Below are 14234 nucleotides of genomic sequence, written 5' to 3'. Positions count from 1 at the left end.
TCTCCTTAGTGTGCGGCCCGATCGGCCCAGAATTCGCGGTTGCGCTTGTTGATGTCGGCGACGGTCGAACGCTTGCCGAAGTCCTTCGTCGGCGCGGCCGATGCGTGCGCACCGCCGTTGTTCTGCGCCTTCATCAGTTCCGAAGCGCCCATGAATGCGGCGTTGACCAGCGCGACGGGCATCTTTTCGAAGTCCGCCGTCTTGCCGCCGACGAACGGCGCGATTGCTGCGCGGCCCGCATCGGTTTGATACGCGAGATCGAGCGCCTTGCGCTGGCACTTGCACAGCGCCGCAGCGCGATCGGCCGTGCTGGCCTTCGAGTCGAGCGTCGGGAGCTTGATGCCCGGCGACAGGATCTCGGCGCGCGAGAGGATCGTCTTGGCGGAGTCGCCGGTGTACAGATGGACTTCGGCCTCGTTCAGCTTGCCGGCCGTTTCCGGCTTGGTCAGGTCGCCTTCGTCGCCGGTCTTCTTCGCAGCCGCCTCTTCTTCCTCGCGCTTCTTGCGCTCCTCTTCCGACTCTTCGTCGCGCACTTCGATCTTCGCCACGCGGGCGTCGAGCGCTTTCACGGCACTGAGGATCTGGGCGAGAGCGTCGCCGGTCTTGCCGTCGTCCTTCTTCTCCTTGCCCTCGTCGTCTTCGTCCGAGTCCATCGACTCGGCTTCCTTCGCGATCTCTTCAGCCGCCTCGGCATCCTTCGCCATGAATGCGGCGCGAATGCGATCCGCGAAACTGCGCTTGCCCTTCGGCTTGCTGTCGAATGTCTTCATTTCATCAGGTTCCTTATCTCCGATCGCACAGCGCGGACCACAGCGCCCGCGCTCCACGAGAGCTACGTGGTTGACAACGATGTTCCGCTGAACCCCGCGGCCGGGTGATACCTGTTCGTAGTCGGCCTCGTATCCAAGGCTGACTTCCTCGATTCCGTCTTCCTGCACCGCCTTGATCGCCTCGGCTTCCGTAACCAGCAGGTCGGCAATGATCAGGTCGTCCTCGATCCCCGAGCCGCGGCGCACGTTGAACATCGTTCCGCGGGAGAGCGCGCCGAAGTTCGACGGGTCGACGAAGTCGGTCGGATGGTCGAGCGTGACCGGCTTGCCGACACAGCTAGCGAGCGTCTCGTCGCGAAACACTTCCTCGGGCGTGCGGCTGATGCGGATCAGGCCATCGGGGCCGGGCTCGACGGGCACCTCGCCTGCGCCGTAGAGCATCTCGCCAGTGCGCGCGACGGGCACTTCCTCGCACAGCAGGAAGCCCTCGGGGGTTAGCGAACGCTTCGGCCCGAGCTTCTGGATGGTGTAAAAGCGCATATCAGTCAGGAATGACCGGTTCGGGATAGCACCGGCAGTTATAGATCTGGCCGGCGTGCGTGACCGTGCCATCGGATAGCCGCGGCGGCGTATCCCAGCGCACGTACTTGCCGTTCATCTCGCGATGCGAGTGGCGCACGTCAGAATCGTTGGAGGTCCGCCATATGTAACCCTCCGAGCCGATGTGCTCGGCGCGCGCCTGCGTCAGCACTGAGGCCGTGCGGGCGACCTCCGTCCGCGCGATGAGATTGGCGCGATTCTTCGCCACCTCGCCCGACCGCTGGATCTCCTTCGAGATTTCCTTCGCGCGCGTGCTGTCTTCGATGCCTTTCAGCGTCAGGTCGTGCACGCGTTGCGCGGCGTCGAGCGGCAGGCTCTTGATCAGCGTCACCTGCTCGGCGAGCAGCGCGCGCATGATCTCGCCGGTAGGAGCGAGACGAAGCTCATCGCGCAGCGCGCGCGACATTTCTTTGGCCTGCTCCTGCCATGCCGCCTCGTCGCGCCGGTTGACGTCGAACAGCATGCGCGCGGCGGTCGCCTCGGCCCATGGCGTGAGCGCCTCGGCATAGCGCCGCAGCATGTCGGTCATCGTCGGGACGGTGGACGGATCGCCCGGCGTGAAGCCGTTGATCAGTTCGCCCACCTGTTGCGCGACCTTGCGCAGCTTCAGCGCGTATTGCGTTTCGGCTCTACGCGTCTGCGGCTGGCTTGCCCGGCTCCGGCTGCGTTTCTTGTCCTGCGTTCGGATCATCGGGGTTCATCTCACTGAGATCCGGCAGTGCGTCTTCGGCCTCGTTGATGTCTTCGTCGGTGATGTTGCTGAAGACGCCGGTGATGTGGCTCGACTGACGCAGCTCGCGCAGAGCCGTCTGCTGGCTGATGAGACCAGCGCCTTCGACTTGCGTAACTGCGTCACTTATCGTCTTGGCGATCGTCGCCTTGTCCATGTCGGACATCTGCCAGAGCGGGTTGAACCCGAACTGGAATCCTTCGGGCGGCTCTATGCCAAGCTCGGAGCGCACGATGACTTCGAGCAGGCGCGTGAGCGGCAGCCGAAGCTTTCGCTCCTGCTGCTGCCTGATGTTGTCGTAATAGTTGCGGACGTCCGACTCGCCGGTTGCGCTCAAGCCCGCCGGCGATTGGCCGAAGAGCCGCACGAGCGGAATGCCGGTCGCACCCGAAAGCTGCTGGCCGAACTGCAGAAGCACGTTGTCGAGGCCGGAAAACGAATACTGGTGCGCCTCGAACTTGTCCTTCGCGTCAATGAGCGTGATGCCCTCGTTCGACTGGAATCGCCGAATCATGTCGACGTTCTTCAGCAGCGCCTCGAGGGCCGGACCGCCCATGCCGATGACTTCGCGCAGGCCGTCGACGGCGAGCGTGCGCAGATGCGCCTTGTAGACGAGCTGCGCCGCGCCGGCCGTCGTGCTGTCGAACGCAATCAGACGATCGAACAGACGCTCGATGACCGATTGGCCCCACAGGTTCTCGCTGATCTTCTGCCAGTACGGCAGTTCGACGCCGTCGAGCCGGATCGCGCGGCTGTAGTGGATGCGCTGACGCGCGAGCGCCATCGAATCCGCGACGATGTCGTAAAACTTGGGCTGGCCGAGATCCGGGCCGAACTCGGTCACCAGATCGGTCAGCGACGGCTGAATCAGCCACCGGTCGAGCACGAGAATGCCCTTGAACTGACCGGGAGCGATCGAATCCAGATTGAGCGGCGTTCGCATGTTCTGGCCGTCGATCATCATCACACCGATGGCGCCGCCGTACAGGCGCGACCACTTCGCGGTGTCGTTGATGCGGTCCCACAGCGCCATGCGCTCGAACGCCGCGTGGATCTTGTCCATCTGATCGGGCGGCAGGTCCGATTCGATCTCGATGCCCGCGCGCGTCATGTCGTCGGCGACGCAGTCCACCACCGCACCCACCACCCACGACGAGCGATACATCCCTTCCAACTGGACGCGGTTTCGGCTGATGAAGTCGAAGCCGTATCCAGAACCCGACGTCTGGTTGTTCGTGCCGTAGCCGACGCGCGCTTCGAAGTTCTGGAAGCTGTCGCCGGCCACCCACCGCTTGGCGCTCTCCACCTTCGCGGCGCGTGCCACTGAGTTGCCTCGTTTGCGTGTCATGTAAGAGAAATCCTTGCTTGCCACGCGGGAGGCGTCAGCATGTTATCCGTTAAGCCGCGACCAGATGTCGAGCGATCGCGCGGCAGGCTGATAGGCAATCATCACGGCGTCAGCCAAGTTTGGCGACTTCGTGCCGTCCGGCTTCTTGTCGATCTGCACCTTGCCGACGCCGTTGATCGTGTAGGTCGGCTGCGACAGCTCCATGATCAGGGTCGAGAGTTCCGGAAGGTCCGAACGGATCGAGATGATCGCGTCAGGGTCGTAGGGCATGCCCTCGACCACGGCGCGGTACGTCTCTTGAAACCGCATCCGCAGCGACCACCAGGCTTGCGCCTTGGCGTTCAGGAAGAAGTCCTTGTTCTTGCGCTTCGGGACCATCTCGCCTTCGGGATCGTGCGCCGCGCCGGAACCTCGAAACGGCTCGACGCGCACCATACGATGCCCGGCTTCGCGCCGCTTCTCGTTGATCTCTCGCGAGTCACCACGCACGCCAGCCCCTAAGCCGTCAGCGTCGTAGTCGAACACCTCGTACTCGCGCTCATCGCAGATCGCGAACGTCTTGACGACCGTCTGGTAGATGTCGCCACCCTTCCCAGACCACGACTGGAGGCATTCCAGCAGGATGCCGTGTCGGCCCGCGAAGGCATTTTTGTCGATGCCCTCGTCGGCGACGTCCAAGCCGCCGCGCCGCGCGCCGGTAGGCTCGATGCCGAGCTTCACGTGAGCATCAATGGATGCCTGCACCCACGCAGACGGGATCACGACACCCTCGACCGACGCCGAGTAGTTGATGTCGATTTCCTGCGCGACCGTGACAGCGTCGAGCTCGTTGACCTGCTTCTGGTACCACGCCTCGTCCTTGCGCGGATCATCGCGCCAGTGGAACGTGAAAACCTTGATCTTCCCGCCGAAACGCTTCTGCGCGAACGGGTTCCCCATGCCGTTCGGCGTGGAGATGTCCTGCCGGCAGTTGGTTGTCTGCGACAACGACGCATCGACGAGCATTGGGCGTTCGAGAAACGCTGACTCGTCGACGATGTAAAAGCTGGAACGGTCACCGCGGCCGATGCCGTCGCCGGACTCGCCAGTGATCGTCGAATCGGTGTCCGGGAACATGATGCGCATGTGAGGCGCATGCTTGTTGATGTCCCAGCTTCCGCGAAACTCCGGCGGCAGCATCGAGAGGAACATCCGAGCTTTCCAGAACAGCGACTTCGGTGCGCCGATCTTGTCGACGTACTCCTCTTTACGAGAACCGAAGCCCGCGACGACGCCACGATTGAACAGGCAGACCGAATCCGCGAGCGCAATCGTCAGCCACGACATTCCCATGTCGCGCGTCTTTTCGGTGATGCCCGGTTCCTGATTCTTCCACCGCTCCATGAACCAGACGATCCACTCCTCCTGCTTCGGGAAAAGCAGAAAGGGGATACTGGCCGGGAGGCCGCGCTCGACATTACGAGGGTCGAACGTCATGCCCCAGTCGATGATGAACTGGGCGGGATTGTCCTTGTAGAACGTCTTGAGCGCAGGCAGTGCGCCGGGATTCGCTCGTATGCGTTGCAGCCGCTCGATCCGCCACTCAAACACGGCTTTGTAGTCCGGTTTGCGGAAGTCAAACGGGAACGGCAGCGGCATTACTTTTCCATCATCATCTGCTGGTAGATCTTCGCCGCGTCCTGAGCAGTTGCGGCCTCGGTTACGGCCGGCGGCTCGTCAGGCTCCAGCGGGCGATCCTTGTTCGCATTCAGCAGGTTCAGCGCGATCTTTCCCGACTCGTTCGCAAGCGCCGTCAATGCGGCGATGCCTCTCAGGTTCTCGCCACTCTGCAGCGGATTCGCGTCGTCGATCTTCGCCACCTCGGAATGCGCCAGTGCGCTCAACCGATGCGCGGTTGCTGCGCCGTAGTCGGCCGCACTCGCCAGGTGGTTGCTGATGGAACGCAGCCTCGATGCGAGGTTTTGCGCGGTAATCTGCGCGGAAATAGGCAGCGCAGCAAGCGCGCGCTCAGTGCTAACTATCTGATTCGCAACATTTTTGATTTCCGAAACCTGCGCGGAAACCTTCTCGCGAATCGACGATTCGGAGATGCCGAATTCTTTAGCGATCGCGCGTCGCGACTCTCCCTCAAGCAGGCGGCGCTTTATCTGCTCCCACTGCTCTTCGGTTAGCTTTGACTTGCGGCCCATGGTGCGCGTGCGAAAAAGAAACGCCCCGGTGATGAGCCGGGGCGCGAATCCCTCATCTGAGGGCGAGGAGACACGGGGACGTGTTCAGTCTTGCGGCAGGTAGCCGCGCAGCTCGGTGAATTGCTGATCGATATGCGCGCGGGCTTCTGCCGACAGGAAGCGGAAATTGCCGATGAAGGCTTCGAGCTTGTCGACGATGGCGTTTGCCTCAGCGCGGCGGCTGATCGTCGGCTCGGTGCTGCAGGGTGCGGCGTCGTACATCACTTGCTCCAGAACAGCTTATCTTCCACCCGGCAGCATTTCTGGCCGCGCTCAAGCTCGCGCGAGCACCACCAGCAGCGGATGTAGTAGCCGAGTTTCATAGACTGAGAGTGACCGCGTCTTCCGGGGCTGGATTCGCTACGCGAGCGGAAGGGGTTGCGCTCTCATGCGCGCTCACTGCCCCGTGTGTGAGGCGGGTGCTTGCCCTGGGCAGAAAGCGCACATCAGAACGCAAAAAGCCCGCTCAGTGGCGGGCTTCTCTATCGACGACTATGCCTCCCATCAGGGAAGGCAAGGTCACGCACAAGGCGGAATTCGGTCGTCTGGTGCAACGGTAGATTCATTCTACCGACGTTTCTTCGGGTTTACAACAGGGCTCAGACACATTCTTCAGTAGCACTTCGGCGGCCTTCAGAGCCGAGATGTTGCGACACAGTGCGGTGCGCGCATCGGCCAGGACGATCTCCGACTTCACCCCTCGAAGACTTACGCCGTGCGCCTTGTGCATCCGCGCCCTGATCTGCTCCGGGCTCATATTCCAGACCCATGTGTACTTGAGCACCCATTTGTAGACGTGATTCGGCAGCATCGCCCACGCGCGCTCGATGAGCCAGCCGTCCGCCTCGTCCTTCGTCATCGACGGAGTGTCGAGGGTCTTTCCCGAGTCGCGGATCGCCACATAGAGCTTCGCCCACGCTGCGCACTCGCCCGACTGGAAGCGCGGGGACCGCACCACTCGCCCCCAGTTTTCCAAACGCTGCTCGATCGTCTCAAAAGTCATTCAGCCCCCGTATCGTATTGCGCACACTTGCGGCTCTGCCAGTCATCCCGCCAATGCTTTGTCCTGTCGCGCTTGCATGCCATGTAGCTGACGTCGAATACCCGCTGCTCGACGAAGTGACGGCACCCTCGACAGGTTTTCGACTCGCGTGATTCGACGATCAGCGCCGGATCTCGGTAATCGGATTGCCTCAGGACCGGCATGCGCTTTCTCTCATTTAGGACGCCTATATTTTACTTCAATTGTCCGACTTAAGCAATTGTTTCATAACGGCTTTGGGGCTCACGGAACCACCTCAAGAACGCCTTTTTCCATCAGCGCGACATACGTCTTTGCGATCACCTCATTCTCGAATGCTCGCCGCTCCTGCTTCGTCATCTTGCCGCCTTGGTCGAGCGCAGAATGGCACGTGACACAGAGGGCCGCGATGCGGGCGTCGCTCGCCTTGATCGCCCCGCCCTTGCCGTAATTGCCGTGCGCGGCCTGCGTCGACAGCTCCATTCCGCAGTTCACGCAGGGAAGCGCCGCGACGGCGCGCCGGAGCTTCTCGCTGCGGAACGTGTGCGGCTTCGGGATTCCGATAAGCCGCGCGGTCATCGATCGAACTCCACACCGAGCTCGCCCGAACCATAGGCTTGCACCTGCTCGATGAACTCCGAGAACTCGCCGACGCTCATCTGGGTCGTGGACTTGCGCCGCGTCACGATCTCGCCATCGGGCAACACCAGCTCGTCGAGCGCGCCGTACTTGCGCGCGAAGAACTCGTGCCACGCGTCCTTATCGAACTGGCGTCCGTCGACCCACGCTTTCTCGGCGATCTGCTTCAGGATGCCGCCCCAGTAGAAGCGGTTCTGCTGCGCGTTGCGCTGCTTCTCTTCAGCGGTGACGATCACGCGGAGCGGCTCGCCGCGCTCGGCGTACGCGCCGCAGTTCGCTTTCAAGAACGCGACGAGGTGATGACCGACGCCAGGCGTGTGCATCAGGAACTCACGGTAGAGGATTGGCGTGCTCATGACATGTACATCCCAATGAGACAAATGAACGTGGCAACAAGCAGCACCACCTCGATGCAGAAAAGCTTCGCTTCGCTCATCCCTTCCTCCTCAGTCGATCCCAAGCGTCAGCGTCGAGCGGCCCTTGCTCGTGCAGATAGCGAATCTCGACCGCCGGGCCTTTCGCCGCGAGCAGCGCCGCCTGCGCGGCCTGCCACGTCTGCCAGTGCTTCTCTTTCACCGTGGCGAGGAGGCAGCCGCCCACCTCCTCGTAGTGACGTTCGAATTGCTCGCGGTCTGTCACTTCGCCTCCGGTGATTGCCGATTCCACATTTTTTTGAGGCGCTTGCGTTCGCCGGCCTTCCATCGCGGCATCGTTATGTCCCAGTACCGCCGCTGCCCTGGATTGCACTGAAGCACGTGAAACATCCATAACTCGGTCAAGGAAAATGAACGATCCATCTGGGCAATCATCGTTCTGCGACGTTGCCTCATGTTCACTTTTGGCTCCCTGCCGGTTGCGTCCAGTCGCGGCGCTTTACGCCGGTGACGGCGAAATACGGGTCGAAGGTATCGGGCAACATTACGCAGCCTCCATCTGAATGACGCGCGACGCATAGCGCCCGCGCGGAGTGTGTTTGAATTGATTTCCGATGACCTGATGCATTGCCGTGGCGAACGGGTTCGCACGGTGCTGCTTCCTCTCGCGCGCGAGTTGGTTCTTCTCCGCGATCGTGAGATTCGCCGGCTTCGCCGCGTTTTCGCCCGGCCCGATCGCATAGACAGCGACCGGTTCGCCGCCGGTACTGCGCCGACGCCATTCGACGATGTGCACTTCGCCATCGATACCGGGGTTTGCGTTCTTCAACTCCTTGCACACTGGAGCCGTGGTCAGCCCGGTGCGCTTGACCAGCTCCGGAGCGGTGCCGGGGCCGCCGCGCTCGAGCTCGGCCCTGATCCACTCCCATGCGTATCCGGGCACGCCGCGCGCCGTCTTCGGGCGCGGGCCGAGCTTCAGTTGCTTCTTCGCGTGGGAGATGACCGCCTTATATGACCGATTGCCGAAGAGATGCAGCAGCGTTTTCAGGTTCTCGCCGGTGCTCCAGTGCTTCCGAAGCAGCGCGTTCTGATCGGGTGTCCAGCTGATCGTCATGCTGCCCTCCGCTCTTCAAACTGGATGCGGATCTGCACAGTGCGCACGAGATCCTTCGCGTACGCCGCGTTCATCTGCATCGTTTCCGCCTTCATCGTGGCGAGCGCCGCGCGCGCCGCGTCGGTGTCAGCCTTGAACAGCGGCATCTGCACTTCGAGCTTCTTCGCCATCTGGCGCAGCGCGTCGAGCGGCATCGATCGTAAGCGATCCACGAACGACGCCCCTCAGAGTAAGGTGGTAGAGCGCGTGATGTGTGATAGCGAAGTGGGTCAGCGGAGATCTGCGGGCATCTTCCAGGGAAGCAGCGCGTCGTAGTCGTCGACGGTCTTCGCCAGAGGTAGGCGCTGGAATAACCAGTGGAGATAACGATAAGGATCGATGCCGCCGGCTTTGCACGTTTCGATCAGGCTGTAGAGGTTTGCACTTGCGTTTGCCCCCGCAACCGTGTCGCTAAAAAGCCATGAACGGCGCCCAACGACGAAGGGGCGAATCGCGTTTTCACAAGAGTTGTTCGAGATAGGCCAACTGCCGTTCTCGACATAGCGGATCAGCTTCGGCCACTGCTCGCGTAGATAGGTCAGTGCCTTTCCAAGCAGACTTTTTGGCACGATGCCGGGCGACTGCGCGAGCGCCAAGGCGTAGATGGTGTCGAGGATGCGCGTGCTGTATCGCCGTCGCAATCGCTGTCGTCGCTCAGGCTTCCATTTCTTAGAGCGGGCCTCCGCAGCGAACAGCTTGCCGATCAGCGTGATGAAGCGTGTCGCGAGCAGGTCGGGGGAACGCGCGACTTTCGGCACGTTGTCCTCCGCTTTGATGAAGTACCGCCTCAGGTGCGCCCAACATCCGAGGTGCACGAGGTCGTAGCGTTGAGCGATGTCGTTGTAGGGCTCGTAGCCGTCAGTTACGAGAACCGCGCCTTTGCGGACGCCCGTGAACAGCTTGTCGGCCAGCTTGGCGCCGCGTCCAGGTGTATAGCTGAAGCAGCGGATAGGGACGCCCGAGCCGGTCATCTGCGCCCAGAGGTAGCTCTTCGTTTGTGGTTTTCTCCCTTTCTCTTTCAGTACCTGGAACGTTGTTTCGTCGCAGTAGATCAGCTCTGCCTCGAGCAACGCATCGCGCATCAAGTTAATCACGGGCTGGGTCGCGAGGCCAACGCGAACCATGCTGGCGGCGATCGTGTTCGACGAGATGTCGCCGCCGAAGCGACACAGCAAACCAGCCTGACGATACAGCGGCATGCCGAACTGATACTTGCCGGTCGTGATCCATGCAAGCGCCGATTCGCTCAACAGTCCGCGCGCGATGATGCGCGGCGGCGCCGGCGTGACCTTGATCCCGAGGTCACAGCAAGGGCACGCATATTTGACGCGCTGGTGTTGGATCACCCGAAGCTGCTCGGGGACCACATCGAGCTGCTCACTGATCTCCGCACCAATCTCGACGAGCGCGTGCCCATCGTTCGTGCAGAAGCGTTCGGCTTCGGGCAGTTCGTGTCGCACGACCTCGCGCGGCAGATTCGGATCTAGCGGCTTGCGATGACCGCGCTTCTTGCGCTTGTGCGCGGCGACCGTCGTCTCCGGCGTGTCTTCATGCGCGGGCGCGCTGTTCGCGCCGAGCGTCTCGGCTTCGTTGAACAGGCTAGGTTGATCAGAATCTCGTGCTTCACTCTTGGCGCCGAACAGTTCGCGACGATAGGCTCGGAGGCGCTCCTCGGCGAGATCGCGCTCGGCCGTCACGAGCCGCAAGGCGCCGCGTAATGCCTCCTGTTCTTCTCGCAATGCACGCGCAGCATCGCGCTCGGCAAGCAACGCCTTCAGTTCCTCGGCGGTGATCGTGACGTTGATCGGCATGGCGGGTTAGACCTGCACGCCGCCTCACTGTTCAGCTCACGCGATGATATTCCTGCTTCGGATGCCGTCGAATCGCGGTGATGTCATCGCCGTCGAGTAGCGCGTGCAGCACGTTGGTGGTCATCGTCACGATCTCAGCCTTGTTGTCGGGCCAGATGAAGTGGCTTCTCTCCAATCGCTTTATGAGAAGCCAGAAACCACTGCCATCCCAGCCAAGGATTTTTATGCGATCGCGACGCCGGTTTCCGAAGATGTATAGCGAAGTGTCCATCGGATTCAGGCGCATCGACTGCTCGACGAGAATCGACAGGCTATTCATGCCGTAGCGGAAATCAACGGGATCGCGGTGCAGATAGACCTTCAGATCGTCGTCGAACCGGAACACGGCATCCTCCCCAGAATCTGAACCATGGTCGTCAATTCGTCGATGGTCGCGATTGCCCCGCCGAGTTCAAGCTCGACGCCGTTCGACAGACGCACATGCAAGGCAAGTGTCATCGATGGTGGTGTGGACGGCTGTGGCGGCGCCGCTGAAACGACCGACACGAACGCAGACGGCTTTACCGCGACGGGGCCGCGTTGGTGCGACCCGGGCAGATCGACGGCCACCTCATTAATCGACTCGTCGGGCTGAGACGGGTTGTATTCGTCGTTGCCATTATGCTGCGACGCTGGCGAAATGGCTTTCTCGCGCTCCACCAGGTACTTCGCGATCCACTTGCGCAGCAGATTGGCGTTGATGCCGTGCTGCTGAGCCAGACCGGCGACTGATACTCCGGGACGAAGTGCTGCCTCAATCAAGGCGCGCTTACTTTTTTCGTCATAGCGGCGACGGCCATCGCTGCTGCGACGCACTACTGCCAACTCTGAGTCCATGCCAGTCATAGGTGTCCACCTCAAGATAGGTGGACACCTATGCTCCTCGCTACTGTCGCTCACTGCCAGACGTCGAAGATGGACCGCTTACCATCGATCGGCCAGTGCGCTTCTCGTGAATCTCGTACGCGTCGACTACACCCATTAGCGCGGGCGCCATCGGATACCAGCAGCCGTCGTTCGTGTCCTGAAAGATCGGCGTGCCGTCTGGCATCGAACTCACGGTGCCGTCGCTCTCCAACTCGTCGAGGATGTTTTCGAGCGGGCCGAACACGGCCGCGACCTTCCAGGGCTCCGTCTTCAATTTGACGTTTCCGCCATTCCAGCGGGGCTGATACTTCTTCCTTGGTTTCTTGTTCCCAGCCATCAAGCGGCCTCTCTCTCTGTGTATTCACTCGCCCGCACTTCGACGCGCGGGATCTCCCCGTACTGCTTGCTCAGCGTGATCGACGTCACTCGGGCGTCGTCCACGTACACCACACCATTCATTCCGTCCTTGATCGCCTTGAGCACGTTGTCGGCGTCGGGCTTCTTCGTCGCGCCGATGAATCCGCGCAGCGCCTGCTCCCTGCGCTTCTTCGACCAGCTAGCCGGCACGCCAACCCAGATCTGAACCAGCAGAGACACGGGCCGCTGAAACGGAGGCTGGCCGCACATCGCCTGCTGAGCCGCGAGCCGCACGAGGTTTTCGTACTTGGCCGTCTTCTCTGGCGTGTAGGTCGTTACGAAGTTGCCGCGGCGCGCGAATCGTGCGCGGCCCTTTGCAACCGGCTCGCCGGGCACCGAGAAACAGACCGCGCTCACGCCTGCTTCCCCGTCACGTTGAAAATCGCATCGCGCGCGATCTTGAGCTTGTTGAGCGGCACGGTGCCGGTCGCTCGCTCGTCTTCGATGATTCGGCGCGCCCACTCTATGTTTCCGCCCTTCGACATGTTCTTCATCGCTGCTGATGCGTTGAGCTCATCCAGGCGCTGGCGGCCGTATTCGCGCGTCGACTCGGCTGCACCCGGCGCGGCCAGCGCAGGAACGCGCGCAGGGACCGGCTGAATGTCGCCCGCTTCGAGCACCTTCTTCAGCGCGGCTTCGAAGCGCGGCTTGAGCTGCGAAACGGTCTGGCTGATCACGTCGTACTCGCCGACCTTTACAGCCGCCCAGAAAATCGCCGGGTTCGACCAAACGTCCTTTCCGTGTTGACGCGCGCGCATCTGGTCGATGGCTTCGTAGACGGCGGCGTCGATGTCGAGTGGCGGCTTGCAGGCCTTGATGAACTCGGAAACAGACGGAGGCCAGTCGTAGTGCTTGCGGCAGGCGCGGATCCCGTCCGAGATCATCTGCGTCGTCACGCCGTCCTCGTCGAACGCTTCAGCCCACGAGTCGCGCCAGTTGGCGATCGCCTGTTCGCTCTGGAATGCAGCGCGCCAGCGGTTCGGATACATGCCGTCGAGGCGGTTGAAAAGGTGGTCCATCAGCGAAATGCCGAGCTTCGGATGCGGCTCATGCCACTTGCTTGGCTTCAACATCGATGCAGTCATGGGTGCGTTCATCGCTCGGGCTCGGTCGGTTTCGGTTCACGTAGGCAACGGGGTCAAACTTTTGCGGCTTGCTCGTTCCAGCGGTCGGAGGAGCGGTCTTCTGCGCCAGCAGATCGCGGATGATCGGCGCGAGGTAGTTCGGGCCCGGCATCGGGTTCATCTGTCGGCTCGCAACCACGGAAAGCGCAGCGTCCAGAATCTCGTTCGTCACTCGAGCGTCGTCACCCCACGCGGAGATGTTCGGGTTCGCAGAGTTCGACCCGACGATTCCGCGCTGCCGGAGGTACACCGCGATCTCAGTCGATCGGCTCACAGGAGAAGCGAGGTTCTGCGTTTGTTCGGGCGCTATGCTCTGATCAACCACCTTCGCTTCTTGGGGTTGTTCTGTTTCTGTTTCTGCTTCTGCTTCTGTATCTGCTTCTGGGGGTGTTGCTGCAACGTTGCATGCCTGTTGCACTTGTTCCCGCTTCTTGTTTCGATGCTTGCGCGACCGCTCTGTGCTTGAGTCCGAGACGTATTGACGCTTGTCCCAATTGATCAAGTCCCACTGCTCATCGATGAACCCCTTGCGCATGAAAAGCGCCTTGGTTTGGGCAAGTTCAGCCTCATCGATGCGCAGTGCGAACGCGAGTTCGTCGTCTTGCAACGTTGCAAGGACGTTGCTGCAACGGAGGCACATCAACATGACGAGACGGCGTTGCATCGCCTCGGACATGCTCTGCACCTTCGGGTCATTGGCGAATTCGCCGTAGAGACGGAACCAGTCCATTAGGCAGCCTTGGGCAATCCGAGAAGTTCCTGACGCTTGCCCGTATGCAGATCGCGCACGGAGTCACGCACTTGCAGGCGGCCGGCATCGATCAACGATCGGACACGGCCGCACACGCTGGACAGCTTCAGGTAGGTCTGCGCGGCGATCTGCTCGCGCGTGAGAAGGGTCTCGCTACCGTCGAAGCAATCCATCACCATTTGCTGCGTGTGGCAGAGCTGCTTGACGGTCATCGAGTGAAACGCTTCGTGTTGCGTGTCGGCAACGCGGCGCCCAGAGCGAGCGCTGTAAATCTCTTGGTTCATGTTGGCTCCCCTGAGGAGTACTAAATCGGAACAGAAGGAGCCTTCCCTTGAAAGCTGCTTGTGTGTCGATTCATCCAA

The 14234-nt window shown here is 61.5% G+C and carries 20 protein-coding genes; all 20 read right to left on the bottom strand.

The window, feature by feature from the left end; translation table 11 throughout:
* Nucleotides 1–5: 5 nt before the first annotated feature.
* The 20 genes from LDZ24_RS05435 to LDZ24_RS05340 all read right to left on the bottom strand — a co-directional run bounded on the left by LDZ24_RS05435 (nt 6) and on the right by LDZ24_RS05340 (nt 14156).
* Nucleotides 6–1382, bottom strand: a complete 1377-nt coding sequence (locus LDZ24_RS05435) for a DUF2213 domain-containing protein (RefSeq protein ID WP_248322025.1) — start codon at nt 1380–1382, stop codon at nt 6–8.
* Entirely contained in the window at nt 1312–2061 is a 750-nt protein-coding gene (locus LDZ24_RS05430) for a phage minor head protein (protein WP_248322024.1), read from the bottom strand. Before LDZ24_RS05430 ends, LDZ24_RS05435 begins: the two co-directional genes overlap by 71 nt.
* The gene (locus LDZ24_RS05425) at nt 2000–3448 is read right to left on the bottom strand and encodes a DUF1073 domain-containing protein (RefSeq protein WP_248322023.1); all 1449 of its coding nucleotides are present in this window, start codon (nt 3446–3448) and stop codon (nt 2000–2002) included. The genes LDZ24_RS05430 and LDZ24_RS05425 overlap by 62 nt, the downstream gene beginning before the upstream one ends.
* A 42-nt stretch (nt 3449–3490) precedes the next feature.
* Nucleotides 3491–5086: a TerL protein gene (locus LDZ24_RS05420; RefSeq protein ID WP_248322022.1), complete on the bottom strand. Its 1596-nt coding sequence runs from the start codon at nt 5084–5086 to the stop codon at nt 3491–3493.
* Nucleotides 5086–5637 carry a helix-turn-helix domain-containing protein gene (locus tag LDZ24_RS05415; protein WP_248322021.1) on the bottom strand — a complete coding sequence of 184 codons (552 nt, stop codon included), beginning with the start codon at nt 5635–5637 and terminating at the stop codon, nt 5086–5088. Before LDZ24_RS05415 ends, LDZ24_RS05420 begins: the two co-directional genes overlap by 1 nt.
* Nucleotides 5638–5721: 84 nt before the next feature.
* On the bottom strand, nt 5722–5898 hold the full coding sequence (locus LDZ24_RS05410) for a hypothetical protein (RefSeq protein ID WP_248322020.1): 177 nt from the start codon (nt 5896–5898) through the stop codon (nt 5722–5724).
* 340 nt (nt 5899–6238) lie between these two features.
* On the bottom strand, nt 6239–6679 hold the full coding sequence (locus LDZ24_RS05405; protein ID WP_248322019.1) for a hypothetical protein: 441 nt from the start codon (nt 6677–6679) through the stop codon (nt 6239–6241).
* 282 nt (nt 6680–6961) lie between these two features.
* The gene (locus LDZ24_RS05400) at nt 6962–7276 is read right to left on the bottom strand and encodes a hypothetical protein (RefSeq protein ID WP_248322018.1); all 315 of its coding nucleotides are present in this window, start codon (nt 7274–7276) and stop codon (nt 6962–6964) included.
* Nucleotides 7273–7692 (bottom strand): recombination protein NinB, encoded by a 420-nt coding sequence (locus tag LDZ24_RS05395; protein ID WP_248322017.1) that lies wholly within the window; start codon nt 7690–7692, stop codon nt 7273–7275. Before LDZ24_RS05395 ends, LDZ24_RS05400 begins: the two co-directional genes overlap by 4 nt.
* A gap of 76 nt (nt 7693–7768) precedes the next feature.
* A complete protein-coding gene (locus LDZ24_RS05390; RefSeq protein ID WP_248322016.1) occupies nt 7769–7975 on the bottom strand; it encodes a hypothetical protein in 207 nt (68 codons plus the stop codon).
* Nucleotides 7976–8254: 279 nt separating this feature from the next.
* Nucleotides 8255–8824 (bottom strand): hypothetical protein, encoded by a 570-nt coding sequence (locus LDZ24_RS05385; protein ID WP_248322015.1) that lies wholly within the window; start codon nt 8822–8824, stop codon nt 8255–8257.
* On the bottom strand, nt 8821–9018 hold the full coding sequence (locus LDZ24_RS05380) for a hypothetical protein (RefSeq protein WP_248322014.1): 198 nt from the start codon (nt 9016–9018) through the stop codon (nt 8821–8823). Before LDZ24_RS05380 ends, LDZ24_RS05385 begins: the two co-directional genes overlap by 4 nt.
* A gap of 75 nt (nt 9019–9093) precedes the next feature.
* The gene (locus tag LDZ24_RS05375) at nt 9094–10674 is read right to left on the bottom strand and encodes an IS66 family transposase (RefSeq protein ID WP_248322013.1); all 1581 of its coding nucleotides are present in this window, start codon (nt 10672–10674) and stop codon (nt 9094–9096) included.
* A gap of 31 nt (nt 10675–10705) precedes the next feature.
* Nucleotides 10706–11059, bottom strand: a complete 354-nt coding sequence (gene tnpB, locus LDZ24_RS05370; RefSeq protein WP_045463971.1) for an IS66 family insertion sequence element accessory protein TnpB — start codon at nt 11057–11059, stop codon at nt 10706–10708.
* The gene (locus LDZ24_RS05365; RefSeq protein WP_248322012.1) at nt 11035–11559 is read right to left on the bottom strand and encodes a transposase; all 525 of its coding nucleotides are present in this window, start codon (nt 11557–11559) and stop codon (nt 11035–11037) included. The genes tnpB and LDZ24_RS05365 overlap by 25 nt, the downstream gene beginning before the upstream one ends.
* Nucleotides 11560–11599: 40 nt before the next feature.
* Entirely contained in the window at nt 11600–11854 is a 255-nt protein-coding gene (locus LDZ24_RS05360) for a hypothetical protein (protein WP_248322011.1), read from the bottom strand.
* 62 nt (nt 11855–11916) lie between these two features.
* Entirely contained in the window at nt 11917–12354 is a 438-nt protein-coding gene (locus tag LDZ24_RS05355; RefSeq protein ID WP_248322010.1) for a RusA family crossover junction endodeoxyribonuclease, read from the bottom strand.
* The gene (locus tag LDZ24_RS05350) at nt 12351–13070 is read right to left on the bottom strand and encodes a replication protein P (RefSeq protein WP_248322009.1); all 720 of its coding nucleotides are present in this window, start codon (nt 13068–13070) and stop codon (nt 12351–12353) included. The genes LDZ24_RS05355 and LDZ24_RS05350 overlap by 4 nt, the downstream gene beginning before the upstream one ends.
* Nucleotides 13045–13851, bottom strand: a complete 807-nt coding sequence (locus LDZ24_RS05345) for a hypothetical protein (protein ID WP_248322008.1) — start codon at nt 13849–13851, stop codon at nt 13045–13047. The genes LDZ24_RS05350 and LDZ24_RS05345 overlap by 26 nt, the downstream gene beginning before the upstream one ends.
* Nucleotides 13851–14156, bottom strand: a complete 306-nt coding sequence (locus LDZ24_RS05340; protein WP_248322007.1) for a hypothetical protein — start codon at nt 14154–14156, stop codon at nt 13851–13853. Before LDZ24_RS05340 ends, LDZ24_RS05345 begins: the two co-directional genes overlap by 1 nt.
* Between the last annotated feature and the right edge of the window lie 78 nt (nt 14157–14234).

This window comes from Caballeronia sp. Sq4a, assembly GCF_023170545.1.
Classification (GTDB): Bacteria; Pseudomonadota; Gammaproteobacteria; order Burkholderiales; family Burkholderiaceae; genus Caballeronia.
This window is presented reverse-complemented; position numbering and strand designations above follow the sequence as displayed.